Origin of the sequence: Fischerella muscicola PCC 7414 (genome assembly GCF_000317205.1) — a bacterium.
GTDB classification, from domain to species: domain Bacteria; phylum Cyanobacteriota; class Cyanobacteriia; order Cyanobacteriales; family Nostocaceae; genus Fischerella; species Fischerella muscicola.
Window position 1 is genome coordinate 17,757 of sequence record NZ_AJLK01000076.1, and the last position, 13,435, is coordinate 31,191.

Below are 13,435 nucleotides of genomic sequence, written 5' to 3' on the forward strand. Positions count from 1 at the left end.
CATACTTTACTAATACAGCTTTATGTGGAAATGGTAATGTTTTTAAACGCGGAGGTACGCAGAGTTTTTCTACATAGAGTCCGCTACGAGTTAATGAAAAATTACATTAGTAACTCTCAACCTCCAGAAAAATCTGTAGAAATAATCTAAAATCCAACATCGCTTCACCTTCTGAGTATAGAGATAACTTAATGGTTAACAGAATTAATTCAGAACCGAAAAACAGTGGTTATAATCGGCGCACGTTTAGAGTTACTTCCGAAACCGAAACTGTACTTCAGCGTAGAAATTATTCTCTCTATTCTCCGATCAATAGTGTTATAACATGGGCAAAACAAGTTAGTTTCCGCACGAAAGCGATCGCTTTTGCTGTTGCTATTTCCACATTACCAACGTTGGGAGTGGGAGCTATGACATATTACCTAGTAAATCAATCTCTCACCAAAGAGATTAGTAATATTAAACAAGCCAGCGCTCGCAATTTAGCAGACAATGTTGAGCGATTTATGCTGAAACGATATAAGGAAATTCAGCTATTCGCTAGCCAAAAATTTCTCGCTGACTCCGTACTGCGAGAGAGTTTAGATGCTCAAGATAAAACAGCGCGGCTCAATAACTGGCAGGATATTTATCAAGTCTATGAAAGTATTGCTGTTGTGGATCTCAGTGGTAATGTTGTTTTACAAACTCAAGGTGAAGCAATTCCTAACCAAAAAAATCAGGAATATTTTCAAGCAGTTTTGAAAACAAATCAACCATATATTAGCCAGCCACTGGTAACTACAAATGTAGAACAAACCAAAATTTACTTGGCTGCACCAGTTAAGGATAGTGTGACTAATGAAATAATTTATATTATCCAAGCAGTTATACCTATACAATCATTAGCGCAAACACTCAATAAGCTTTCCGGAATTAAGGATGAGTACCAGTTAATAGATTCTGGGGGCAAGATTTTTTTGGCAAAAGATCAGAATCATTTGGGTAGAGATGCTCAAAAAGTTATTCCTAAATGGCAGGAATTACAAACATCAAAGCAAGTAGTCACACGTATACTGCGAGATCGAAAAGGTAAAGCTGAAGATTTAACAACCTTTGTTCCTTGGCAAAAAACAGCAGGTTTACCGGATTTAAATTGGCAATTAGTCTTGAGTACAGACAAAGCGATCGCCTTGGGTACACAAAGACAATTATTGTTGACATTGGCGATTGGAACGATTGTGACGGCGTTATTAGTGGGTGCGATCGCTGCTATTTTAGCTAATCGTCTCACCTTACCCATTCAAACTGCCACGATGGTAGTAAAAAAACTGGCTCGAGGTAATTTTGACACACGTATTACTGTTAAAGGAGAAGATGAATTTGCTACTTTGGGAGCCAGTATTAACCGTATGGCTGACCAACTGCAAGACTTGCTCAACAAACAAAAAATCGAGGCTGAACGCCTCAAGATGTTTACAAACATTTTAACGGCGATTCGTCAGTCACTCAATTGTGAGGATTTATTTAATACTACAGTTACAGAAGCCAGACAAGCATTAGGGGCACATCGAGTTGTCGTCTATCACTTTAATGCTCACGGTAGGGGACAAGTCATCGCCGAGTCTGTCGCACCTGGATTACCGGTAACTTTAGGGGACACAATTGAAGACACTTCTATTGCTAGGCAATTAGTGGAAACCTACACAACCAATGGCATTCTCATCGCCAATAACGTCTTTGAAACAGACTTGGTTCCCGAACATCTCAGATTGATGGAAAGACTGCAAGTCAAGGCAGTATTAGCGACACCAATTCTCAAAGACAATCAAATTTTTGGCTTTTTGATTGCTCATTACTGCTGGGCGCCCCATGTTTGGCAACCTTTTGAAATTAATTTCTTGCGCCAGTTAGCAGTTCAAGTCGGATTGGCTTTAGAACGAGTCCATCTACTGGAAGTCAGCCAGGTACTTAAGGACTTTGCGATTCATTTATCTGGAACTCTCAATTCCCAGGAAATCTACAACTTGGCAGTTCAAGACATCCGTAAAGCCTTAAAGGTGGAGCGTGTCGTCATCTGTAAATTTGATGAGAAATCCCAAGGTAGTATTTTAGCTGAGTCGGTAGTTGAGGGTTTACCTGGTGTAGAAACAAGATTTCATGAAGCTGTTGTGCAAGATTACCTAGAAAAGTATCGCCAAGGTGGTGTACTGGCTGCAAATAATATTTACCAAGCTGGTTTTTCAGAAGTTTACGTCAAACAGCTAGAATCATTTGCAGTCAAAGCCCACTTGCAAGCACCAATTTTGTTGGGGGGTAATCTACTGGGCTTGTTAATTGCTCATCAATGTACCAGAACTCGGGTATGGCAACAGGCAGAAATTGAGTTATTTGAGCAATTTGCTAGATTGGTGGGACTGGCTTTAGAAAGAGCTAATCTGCTAGAACAAAGTGAAAAAGCTTCCCAGCAGCAACGTCAACAAGCAGAACAACTGCAACAACAGCTAAATAGGCTTTTAGATGATGTGGTGGGAGTCAAAAGAGGCGATTTAACAGTACGCGTCGAAGTTAGCAAGGGCGAAATTGGAGCGATCGCAGACTTTTGCAACTTCATTGTCGAAAGCTTGCGGGAGGTTGTCGTACAGGTGAAAGCAGCTGCTACCCAATTGAATGTAGCGATCGCGGAAAATTCCGGGATCATCAGCCAATTAGCTATTGACACATTTAAACAAACACAGGAAATAGATCGTTCCTTGGATGTTGTTGATCAAATTCGGCTTTCCATCAAAGGCGTAGCCAAAAATGCCAGATTAGCCACAGCAGTGGCGCGCACAGCCTCCCCTACTGCCGAAATTGGCGACGCCGCTATGGATCTCACCGTCGAAAATATCTTTAGCCTGCGGGAGTCGATGGGAGAAACAGCTATAAAAATCAAGCGTCTAGGGGATTACTCGCAACATATTACTCGTCTGGCTTCCTTAATCAAACAAATCTCCTTACAAACTAACTTATTAGCTATCAACGCTGGTATCGAAACAGCGCGTGTGGGTGGAGATAGTGACGGTTTAATCTCTTTTTCTGAAGAAGTCGCTGCACTAGCAACCGAAAGTGCCACAGTCACAGGTGAAATCGAAGGAATCGCCGCCAATATAAACCTGGAAGTTAACGAAGTAGTCAAGACAATAGAATTAGGAAGCGCCCAGGTAATAGAAGTAACTCGCCTGATTGAAGATAGCAAACACAGCTTAAATCAAATGCTCAATGTTTGTTGCCAAATTGACGAATTAGTACAGTCAATATCTCTGGCTTCAGTATCTCAAGTGCAAACTTCTAAAGAAGTAATTAATTTAATGAAAGAAATTGCTAAAGTGTCTGAAATGACTGGTGGTTCCTATCGCAAAATATCCGCATCTCTTCAAAAAACATTAGAGATTTACCAGCAGTTACAAGCAAGTGTTCGTAGTTTTAAAGTTTAAGTAAAAGGCAGAGGGCAGAAGGCAGAAGGAGTAAAAGAAACTTTCCTAACTTTATTGTGAACTCTGCTGATGAAAGCACTCTTGCACTAGAAGTCGCACGTCAGGATTAGAACCCGCCTAGAACTTCAGTTCTAGGCTAATAGTCTAAGTCCACTTAAGTGGACTGAAATTTTTGTTGACTCTACTGAAACTTTTGTTGAGTCTACTTCAGTAGACTTTAGTTATTAGCAAGAGAATTTATTCCAAGGCGGGATAGCAACGCCGCGCGAGAGATTTATAAAGATGTGGGTAACGACAAGCCTTACTAGGGAAGGGGTTGGGGTTAGGTTTCGTCAAACTCACGTTACCACCATGTAGATATTTTTTTATTGGAACTTCCCTAAGCTGCAATTACATTAACCTAAGTATATGATCATCTGCCAATGGTGTGATTCAATCTACATAATACACAAAAATATTTAAGTGATTAGCAATGACTTCTAGGCAAATATCCTTAAAGACTATAGCGCCAATAGTAGTTGCAGCAGTTGCGATCGCAGCTGGATTATATCTGTTTAAATTACAACCATCGTCCAAAACAGATACAACAGCAGGTTCCAATTCCAAAACTCTTGTACCCCCAGAACTTTGGCGCGATACTCAACTGCAAACTACTCTTGCACAAGCTTCTAGTCGTAATGAGTGGGTTAGTTCTCTAGCAGTCAGCACAGATGGCAAAACCCTAGTTAGTGGTAGCGATGATAAAACTATTAAAATCTGGAATTTAGAAACTGGTAAGCTACAAAATACTCTTTCTGGTCATAATGCTACTGTTAATTCTGTGGCAATTAGTCCTGATGGCAAACAAATTGTCAGTGGTAGTGATGATAAAACTGTTAAACTTTGGGATTTAAGTTCAGGTAAAGAGTTACATTCTTTTACTGATAATTCTGGTGAAATCAAGTTTGTTGATTTTAGTGCAGATGGTAAAACTCTCATCAGTGTTAGTGATGAGAAAAAATCTGACAAAGATGACAAAACTAATAAAACTATTAAAATTTGGGATGTTAATTCTTTTAAAAAACTTGAGACTTTCACTGGTGGTACAGGGACAGTAAATGCTGTTGCTTTTAACCCCAAAACCCAAATTCTGGCTATTGGTAGCAATCATGCTAATACCATCGATTTGTGGTATTTAGCCAACAAAAAATTAGTAAATACTGTGACAACACAATCACCTAAAGTTGTGGCTGTGGCACTCAGTCCAGATGGTACAACCTTAGCAGCTAGCGGTAATTATGGTGTGGTTGAACTTTGGAAGCTTGACTTGGAAAAATTAAAGTTACCCATTGCTAGTTTAGATCCTCAACAAAGCAAAAGTCTTTCTGGCAATTCTGGTACTGTGGAAGCGATCGCTTTTAGTCCAGATGGTAAGACATTATTTACTGGTTCGCGGGATCTAACCGTCAAAACATGGAATGTTAGCAACGGTGAGTTAGTTCGGATTCTCAAAAATAGTGCTTGGGTAGAAGCTGTTAACGTCACGCCTGATGGCAAAAGTCTCATCACTGCTACCGCGCTAGGTGAAATTAATTTATGGCGTCCTTCTAGTCAAGTATATACACTTAGAAAAGAAGTGGCAGAAAATGTGAGTAAATTGTTATCAACTAGAAACTGTAAAGAATGCGATCTTAGTGGTGCGGACCTAAGTAATTTAAGTTTAAATGATGTAGATTTACGTTGGGCAAATCTTAGCGGCGCTAACTTAAGTAATACGAATCTCACTAGTGCGAATTTAGAAAATAGTATTCTGTTTGCAGCTAATTTAGAGCGTACAAATTTAACTAAAGCTAAACTTGAAGGTGCAAATTTAGCAAAAGCAAAATTAACTGCTACTATTATGCCTGATGGCAAAGTTACCCAGGATCAAACCAAGCAGGAAAATAGTGCATCCATTGAGGCAGTTAAAGAGTAAATTTGTTGTTTGTTGATTGTGTGTTGTTAGTTTAAATCAACAAACAACACGCAACGAACCACTAGTCAATTTTTTAATAATCGTAAACCACTCAGGGTAACTAACACAGTAGATCCTTCGTGTCCTACAACACCGATAGGTAAGTTAATTTCACCTAAGAAATTACCAATCAACAATAAAATAATAAACCCTAAAGCAATAGTGATATTCTGTTTTACTATTGCTTGTGTTCTTTTACCTAAGCGTATAGCTGCTTCGATTTTTTCTAATCTATCTGCCATTAAGACAATATCCGCAGTTTCTAATGCTACATCACTTCCTGCTGTACCCATGGCAATACCCACGGATGCTTGGGCTAGGGCTGGTGCATCATTAATACCATCACCTACCATTGCCACTGTTTTATACTCTTGCTGCAAACGGCGAATGACATGCAGCTTATCTTCTGGTAGTAACTCTGCATACACTCGATCTACTCCCAACTCTCGCGCTACACTTTCAGCCGTCTGTTGGTTGTCTCCAGTCAACATGACTATTTGCTCAATTCCCAATTTTTTCAGACGAGAAATAGTTTCTGCTGCTTGCGATCGCACTGTGTCAGCAATGGCAATTATACCTAGTACTTGATGTTGGGGTAATGGAATGTTGGGCTGAAATCTTTCTCCCCATCTCCCCATCTCCCCATCTCCCCATCTCCCCATCTCTCCTTCTCCCCATCTCCCCATCTCCCAATCTCCCCATCTTTTTTCTGCTATCCAAACAACTGTTTTCCCCTGTAACTCTAAGTTTTTAGCAATCTCAATTAAATTTTTCGGTAAATTTGCCACATATTTTTTGACAAAATCATCTTTTCCAGCTAATACTTCCTGGTCATCGATCATACCTACAATTCCCTGTCCAGGGAAAGCCTGTACTTCTGTTGCAGCCTGCCAATCTAGGTTTGTTGAAGCTTTGACAATTGCTTGTCCAAGGGGATGTTCGGAACGCGATTCTACAGAAGCAGCAGCTTTTAATACATCAGCTTTTGTGTAATCACTAGTAGAAATGACTTCACATACTTCTAAGAATCCTGTAGTTAGAGTACCTGTTTTATCAAAAGCGATCGCTCGGACTTTCCCAATCATTTCTAACTGCGCGCCATTTTTAAACAAGATCCCCTGTCTTGCACCATTAGCAATTCCCGAAAGCAGTGTTGGCATAATAGCAGCCATCAACGCACAGGGAGAAGCCACCACCAAAAAAGTCAAAGCCCGATAAATCGCTGTTTCCCAATCCCAATTCCAAAGGAAGGGTGGCAAAATTAACAGCAGTATTCCAGCGATCACAATTACCCGCGCATAGCCTCGTTCAAATCGTTCAATAAATTGTTGGGAAGGAGGCGTTTCTGTTTGGGCTTGCTGTACCAAACGAATCACCCGTTGAATTAAGCTACTTTCTGGTGGTTGATGCAGCTTTAATTTCAACGCCCCATACCCGTTTAACGTACCGGCAAATACTTCATCACCCACCGTCTTCTCCACAGGTAAAGACTCACCAGTAATCGCAGCTTGGTTGAGAGTACTGTAACCTTCCACAATCACTGCATCTGTGGGAATTAACTCTCCTGGCTTGACGATGATTTCATCTCCTACTTGCAATTGCTTGATGGGAATAACCTCTTCTTTTCCCCGACGCACAACCCTAGCTGTATCTTGCGTTAAACTCATCAAACTGCGGATACTCCGTTCAGTTCGCTGCATAGCATAACCTTCTAAAGCACCACTAATTGCAAAGATGAGAATCAAAATAGCCCCATCAATAATTAAGTAATACTCTCTACGCCATAAACCAAGCCCCGCAGCACCAAGCGCCGCCACAATCATCAGCAAATCTACATCCAGTTCTTTTTCTTTGATGAGGGTTGTCAGTCCCTCGCGGGCGCTTTCGTAGCCACCAATCACATAGGCTATGGGTAGCAGCAGCAACGCCCATCCCAAAAAGCCAAGATGCAAAGCAAACCATCCGCACAATAAAAACAACGCACACGCAAGGGCTGCTACCGCATCTGCATGTTCTTTGGTAAATTGATGCAACCGTTCTGGATAAAGCATGAGAGTCGAATTAGTACTGACTCTCTTACGCTAAACTTTGACATTAATGTCAATGTCAAGGTTTAGTTGTTGGTTGTTGGTTGGTGGTTGTTGGTTTATTTCTCCAAACAACAAACAACGATCAACAAATAACTATTTAGGAATCTCTTCGCGGGATTCAATCACTATTTGCATGGTTTCAATTGCTAAATCGCGTAAATCATTGTTCAGAAAAACCACACCATGGGAACCAAACCAGCGATCGAAGATAGTAGTATATCGTTTGTCACCATCCACAAATCCTTGCATGAACTTGTAGAGAGTATAGTTAACTGAGTCGAGGAATCTGGAGTTATTCTCAGGAACCATACATGCAATGCCTTCTCTAGAGTAAGGGCGATCGGGTACTACTTGAAAAGCATCTGGATTTTTCGTTGTTCCTAACCACCCTTCTAACAAGATGCTATCTGATGCGAAAGCATCTATTTTCCCCTGTTGCAATGCAGCATATCCTTCTGCCCGATCTTTTAAAAAGACTAGTTTAGCTTGGGGTTGTACTCGCTTGAGTGCTAATTCATTGGTAGTTTGGCTAAGTACACCAATACGTTTACCAATTAAAGACTCAGGAGAACCTAAGTTGCTTCCCTTTTTGACTAATAATTGAGTACCTGTAGCACCATAACTAATTGAAAAATCTACTTTTTTATCCCGTTCCCAAGTAAAACTACTCGCATCACAAACAATATCAAGTTGTCCATTCAGAATTTTTGGAATCCGTTCTCCTGGTGTCACTGTTACCAATTGCAATCGAATTTTCCTTCCCAGTTCTTTTTCTAATTGTTCTTTAATCAGATTCAACATATCTACGGAATAACCAACCAATTGTCCCTGATTATTGGTGTAGGCAAAAGGAATCGCATCTTTGCTTGTGCCTGCTGTCAGTACTCCTGTCCGTGCTATTTTTCCCATCACCGTTTCTGCTTTAGCAACGGCAGGTGTGAATGTTGTTAATAAGAGACTCAAGGTAGTTATTGCCAGTTTTTTATACATATTCCATCTGGGAAATATTGCTTTTTGTCGGCATATTGTACAAGGATGTTCAAAAGTAGTAAAGTCGCTTTATTTTTTTACCTTAGCTTTGTCGATGGCAAAATTACGGATTAAATTCCTACTTGTCAATGGGAATTATAAATTACGTTTTGTTAAACTCAACTTAATAATCAATAATCATATTTACCTTGAGATAGATATACAATATCAAGAAATATATGTTACTTTATTGTTTTAAGTAGAGTAAGTCAGCCTAATCTAGCGATTCACAACGCTAACGCTGGAGCGGAGGAACCATATTTTGGGGCGTATCTCAGATGAGAAGGGCATCTCTCAGCCCTAGCCCGTCAGCTAACTTCGTAGGCATTGAGAGGAGACTGAAGAGGCAGCATTTTTTTAATGTTTTAACCTCATCAGAATCCTTGGCTGGTACTGCTCAGGTTTTTGTACCTGCACTTAACTCTGTTGAGGTTGCATCTGATGATATTTCAACTGAATTTGGCTGCAATATTTGCAGTCGCTGGGCAAACAGCTTGGAAAAAGGCAAAACCTTTCGTTCTCAAGGATGTAATCTTATACCCTGCTTTGGGATTTTTAGGGATTATCCTGTTGTGGTGGGTAATTGCGCTGGTAAATCATGAATTAATGCCCACCCCACCAGAAGCACTGGTTGCCAATTTGGACTACATACTCAACCCTTTCTACCAACGTGGACCGGGCAACTTGGGGATTGGTTGGTTATTACTGGCAAGTATCAGACGAGTATTAATTGGTTTTCTTTTGGGTGCTGTAGTGGCGATTCCTGTGGGATTTCTGATTGGCATGTCTCGATCAGCAATGCTAGCGATAAATCCTATCATTCAGATTTTTAAACCTGTGTCGCCTCTAGCTTGGCTACCTATTGCTTTAGCGATATTTAATTTGGCAGATCCTTCAGCGATTTTTGTGATTTTTATCACTTCTTTGTGGCCGACAATTATTAACACTGCTCTGGGAGTTTCTAGCGTTTCTAAAGATTATTTAGATGTGGCGCGAGTATTGGAAATGCCGCGTTGGCGACAGATTACCAAGATTATTTTACCTGCTAGTTTGCCTTACATTTTTACAGGTTTGCGAATAAGTTTAGGAATTGCTTGGTTAGTAATTGTTGCGGTAGAAATGCTAACAGGCGGTATTGGTATTGGCTTTTTTGTTTGGGATGAATGGAGTCGTTTAAACCTGAGTTCTGTATTTCTTGCTGTATTGGTGATTGGCTTAACTGGGTTAGTTCTTGATTACGCTGTGGGCAGGCTGCAAGAATTTGTCACCCATCGTCCGAAAACTTCAACTTAAGCTAGTGATTTATCGCATTAATTTTGATGGGCTAGATAAAATTACCCTTTTTTTCTCTTCTCTTGGCGCACTTGGCGTCTTTGCGGTTTAATTTTAACCCCTCAGAACTAATAAAACAGACCACTACTGCCTAATAACTAAGTCCAATCAACAATTAACAATTCATCTCCTGTGGAGCTAAAGCCATGAGTAACGCCGACCAAAATTATTGGCATCGACGAGACTTTATTAAGGGAATAGGAGCAACAGCAGCAGGAATGGCGCTCTCTTCCTGTGCAATCTCAGGTGATCGCTCTGCCAAAGGACTGACGGAAGAAGCTGCGGCTGTCGAACCTGTAGTAAATCCCAAATCTTTAGAAAAACCAAATATTACTGTTGGCTACGTTCCAGTTAACGACTGTGCGCCCTTTGCGATCGCTTGGAAAAAAGGTTTTTTCCGTAAATATGGATTGAATGTCAAACTCAACCGGGAAGCCAGCTGGGCAACATCCCGTGACGGACTAATTTTTGGTCGTCTTGATGCCTCACCTGTAGTATCCGGTGCTGTTACCAATGCCAGAATCGGTGCAGAAGGTGCACGTCACGCTCCTTTGTGTGCAGCGATGACCATTCACCGCCACGGTAACGCCATGACGATGAACAAAGCCATGTGGGATTTTGGGCTGCGTCCTTGGTACGAGTACAAACAACAGTATGGCGATCGCGCTTTGGAAGCTTTTGGTCGTGATTTTAGAAGCTATTTTGAAAAACAACCAGCAGAACGCAAAGTCTGGGCAGTAGTCTTAAGTTCCGCCATTTACGAATACTTTGTCCGCTATGTATCTGCTGCTGCTGGTGTCGATCCCTTCAAGGAGTTTCGCATTATTATCGTCCCCCCGCCGCAGATGGTAACTAATGTGCGGATTGGTGCAATGCAAGCCTACATGGTCGCAGAACCTTGGAATACACGGGCAATTACTGGTAATGAAGGTGTCGGTTTTACCTTCGCTCAAGGTAAAGAGGTCTGGTTAGGACACCCAGACCGATTATTGGGGGTGATGCAATCTTTCATCGACAACTACCCAAAAACCTACCGTTCTCTGGTGAAGGCGATGATTGAGGCTTGCCAATATTGCAGTAAACCTGAAAACCGCAAAGAAGTTGCTGAACTGATCACAGACCGCTCATTTACAGGTGCAAGACCCAAAAAGCCGGGTGCGCCAATCACCAAATTTACAGGCCCTGCAATTCTTGGCAACTACAACTATGGTGGGTTTGATGGTAAAGACCGCACTATCAAAGCTGCCGATACAACTATTTTCTTTGACATTCCTGACAATCTTCCCCAAGAACCAGGTGAACACTCTACATTTTTGTGGAGTTCCAGAAGTATTTGGTTGATGACACAAGCTGCTCGTTGGGGACAAATTAAGGAATTTCCCAAAAATGCAGACAAATTAGCCGCAGAAGGGTGGCGAACAGACCTTTATCGAGATATTGCCGCTGAAATGGGTCTTGAGTCCCCTAAAGAGGATTACAAAGTTGAATCACCAGAGGTATTTATCGACAATAAGGGTTTTGACCCCAGTGATCCTGTAGGGTATCTCAACAGTTTTGAAATTAGAGCCAACGCTCCAACTCGTTTTTATATGTCTTAATTGTTGGGAGAAAAAATTATGGCGATCGCCCTCTTGATCAGTACAACTAAATAATACCTATTTAGGCTTTAGATTTTACGAAAAAAATCTGACCATTTACTTCTAACAGTATCAATAATTCTTCTAACTTTGGAGTATCCCATGACTAAATCTACCGCCTTTACTATGGATGATAGGCATAAATTGAATAACTCTGCTTTTTTAGAAATAGAAAATTTAGTCAAGTCTTATCCCAAAAAAGATGGCGGTGAATTTGTCGTCTTAGATAATGTCAATCTCACAGTAGGTGAAGATGAATATATTTCTGTAATTGGTCATTCTGGCTGTGGTAAATCAACGCTGTTAAAGATTGTTGGTGGTTTGGAAAAAGCAACTTCCGGATCTGTACGACTTGATGGCAAAGAAATTCGCAAGCCTGGTGCAGAACGCATGATGGTTTTTCAACATTATTCCCTCCTACCTTGGTTAACTGTGAAAGAAAATATTCGCTTAGCAGTTGACGAAGTGTTAAAAGATGCCACTCGTGCCGAAAAAATTAGCATTGTTAACGAACATTTAGCAATGGTAAATTTGACAGCAGCAGCAGATAAATATCCTGATGAAATTTCTGGAGGAATGAAACAACGGGTCGGCATTGCTAGAGCCTTAGCAATTCGTCCAAAAATGTTATTAATGGATGAACCATTTGGAGCTTTAGATGCCTTAACTCGCGGAAAATTACAACGTCAAGTTTTGGATATTTGGGAAAATCATCGCCAAGCAGTGATGATGATTACTCATGATGTTGATGAGGCTATATATATGTCCGATCGCATTGTTTTAATGACAAATGGCCCAGCTGCTAAAATAGGAGAAATTTTAGAAGTTCCCTTTTCCCATCCACGCGATCGCTCCGAAATGCGAAATTCAAAAAAATACTACGAACTCCGTAATTATGCGCTAAATTTCCTAGAGCAGAATTTTACTACTGATGACTAGTGATTTGTTAGTAAATAGTAGATAGTTGTTTGTTGATGGTTGTTTGTTGTTTGGAGAAAGAAACTACCAACAATCAACAATCAACCAGCAACTACTAACATCCAATTTTGATTGCAAAGAAGTGAATGCTGTGAATATCAAGCCAATGTTAATGCGTTTGCAAGACGCGCTCAATAGAGATGACTTAATTGAGCAAATGTTATTGCACTGTAACCCAATCACATCTTTTTCAGAACAAGTTCAATCTACAAAATCAATCAACTTTATAGTTGGTTATAACAGTTCTCCCAAGAGTCATACTGCCTTGGATATTAGTTTATTGATTGCTCATCAAACACGCTTAGCAACAAAATCACATGTGATAGTTCAAGCTGTCTATGTGTTAGAAGAATACAAAACCAATGATTTTTTTGACGTTTTGCCAACACAGGATTTTAAAACTAGTGAATCCTTTGAGGCACGTCTATCATATTGCCCAGTCAATTTACCATCAACAAATGTTCAAACTCCCGTATTAACTCAAACAAATAAGTTTGCACAAGCAGAACATATCTTATGGCAAGCACGTTGTTTGGCTGAAGAATGGCAGAGTTATTTTAAAGCTCATCTGCGGTTTGGTTGTGTTGCTGATGAACTAGAGAAAGTAGTTGCATCAGAAGCTGCGACTGTGCTGTTTTTAGGTTGTAAATCAGCAAAACATCCGATTGTGCAAAAACTTGGTTCCAATTTTCCTTGTGCGATCATAGGCATACCCACTAGCATTGATGAAGAATGAAGATTAAAGCTTGTAATGAGTACTAATTGATCAGAAACTACTACACCTCTGCTGCGCTCAATACAAGCTTATATATATTATTCGATTTGGTTCATGAGCTTATTCGTAGAGGAAGGCAATAGGCACGAGGAAAAAGGAAACACAACTCTTTGAGATGTGTTGAGTTTTTTCAAAAATTAAATAAT

At 40.4% G+C, this 13,435-nt stretch carries 8 protein-coding genes and 1 riboswitch; of the genes, 6 read left to right on the top strand and 2 right to left on the bottom strand.

Translation table 11 applies throughout. The features are described from left to right. Nucleotides 1-191 precede the first annotated feature (191 nt). Together UYI_RS0111345 and UYI_RS0111350 are read left to right on the top strand one after the other, a co-directional pair. A complete protein-coding gene (locus UYI_RS0111345; RefSeq protein WP_016866782.1) occupies nucleotides 192-3,455 on the top strand; it encodes a GAF domain-containing protein in 3,264 nt (1,087 codons plus the stop codon). 472 nt (nucleotides 3,456-3,927) lie between these two features. Continuing rightward, nucleotides 3,928-5,409 carry a WD40 domain-containing protein gene (locus UYI_RS0111350; protein ID WP_016866783.1) on the top strand — a complete coding sequence of 494 codons (1,482 nt, stop codon included), beginning with the start codon at nucleotides 3,928-3,930 and terminating at the stop codon, nucleotides 5,407-5,409. Nucleotides 5,410-5,474: 65 nt separating this feature from the next. Here UYI_RS0111350 and UYI_RS0111355 read toward each other — a convergent pair whose 3' ends face one another. Further along, nucleotides 5,475-7,499, bottom strand: a complete 2,025-nt coding sequence (locus UYI_RS0111355; RefSeq protein WP_016866784.1) for a heavy metal translocating P-type ATPase — start codon at nucleotides 7,497-7,499, stop codon at nucleotides 5,475-5,477. 132 nt (nucleotides 7,500-7,631) lie between these two features. After that, the gene (locus tag UYI_RS0111360) at nucleotides 7,632-8,528 is read right to left on the bottom strand and encodes an amino acid ABC transporter substrate-binding protein (RefSeq protein WP_016866785.1); all 897 of its coding nucleotides are present in this window, start codon (nucleotides 8,526-8,528) and stop codon (nucleotides 7,632-7,634) included. 240 nt (nucleotides 8,529-8,768) lie between these two features. After that, a riboswitch (cyclic di-AMP (ydaO/yuaA leader) is annotated at nucleotides 8,769-8,909 on the top strand. A 99-nt stretch (nucleotides 8,910-9,008) separates the two neighbouring features. Between UYI_RS0111360 and ntrB the strand changes: the two genes are divergently transcribed. The 4 genes from ntrB to UYI_RS0111380 all read left to right on the top strand — a co-directional run bounded on the left by ntrB (nucleotide 9,009) and on the right by UYI_RS0111380 (nucleotide 13,250). Continuing rightward, a complete protein-coding gene (gene ntrB, locus UYI_RS0111365; RefSeq protein WP_016866786.1) occupies nucleotides 9,009-9,860 on the top strand; it encodes a nitrate ABC transporter permease in 852 nt (283 codons plus the stop codon). Between the two features lie 185 nt (nucleotides 9,861-10,045). Next, entirely contained in the window at nucleotides 10,046-11,497 is a 1,452-nt protein-coding gene (locus UYI_RS0111370; protein WP_016866787.1) for an ABC transporter substrate-binding protein, read from the top strand. Nucleotides 11,498-11,638: 141 nt separating this feature from the next. After that, nucleotides 11,639-12,475 carry an ABC transporter ATP-binding protein gene (locus UYI_RS0111375; protein ID WP_016866788.1) on the top strand — a complete coding sequence of 279 codons (837 nt, stop codon included), beginning with the start codon at nucleotides 11,639-11,641 and terminating at the stop codon, nucleotides 12,473-12,475. Nucleotides 12,476-12,620: 145 nt separating this feature from the next. Then, nucleotides 12,621-13,250: a hypothetical protein gene (locus UYI_RS0111380; protein ID WP_026085893.1), complete on the top strand. Its 630-nt coding sequence runs from the start codon at nucleotides 12,621-12,623 to the stop codon at nucleotides 13,248-13,250. Nucleotides 13,251-13,435: the final 185 nt, after the last annotated feature.

Excerpts from the sequence above, each read along its gene's own strand:
- UYI_RS0111345 (WP_016866782.1), top strand. The coding sequence starts at position 192 with ATGGTTAACAGAATTAATTCAGAACCGAAAAACAGTGGTTATAATCGG.
- UYI_RS0111350 (WP_016866783.1), top strand. The coding sequence starts at position 3,928 with ATGACTTCTAGGCAAATATCCTTAAAGACTATAGCGCCAATAGTAGTT.
- UYI_RS0111355 (WP_016866784.1), bottom strand. The coding sequence starts at position 7,499 with ATGCTTTATCCAGAACGGTTGCATCAATTTACCAAAGAACATGCAGAT.
- UYI_RS0111360 (WP_016866785.1), bottom strand. The coding sequence starts at position 8,528 with ATGTATAAAAAACTGGCAATAACTACCTTGAGTCTCTTATTAACAACA.
- ntrB (WP_016866786.1), top strand. The coding sequence starts at position 9,009 with ATGATATTTCAACTGAATTTGGCTGCAATATTTGCAGTCGCTGGGCAA.
- UYI_RS0111370 (WP_016866787.1), top strand. The coding sequence starts at position 10,046 with ATGAGTAACGCCGACCAAAATTATTGGCATCGACGAGACTTTATTAAG.
- UYI_RS0111375 (WP_016866788.1), top strand. The coding sequence starts at position 11,639 with ATGACTAAATCTACCGCCTTTACTATGGATGATAGGCATAAATTGAAT.
- UYI_RS0111380 (WP_026085893.1), top strand. The coding sequence starts at position 12,621 with ATGTTAATGCGTTTGCAAGACGCGCTCAATAGAGATGACTTAATTGAG.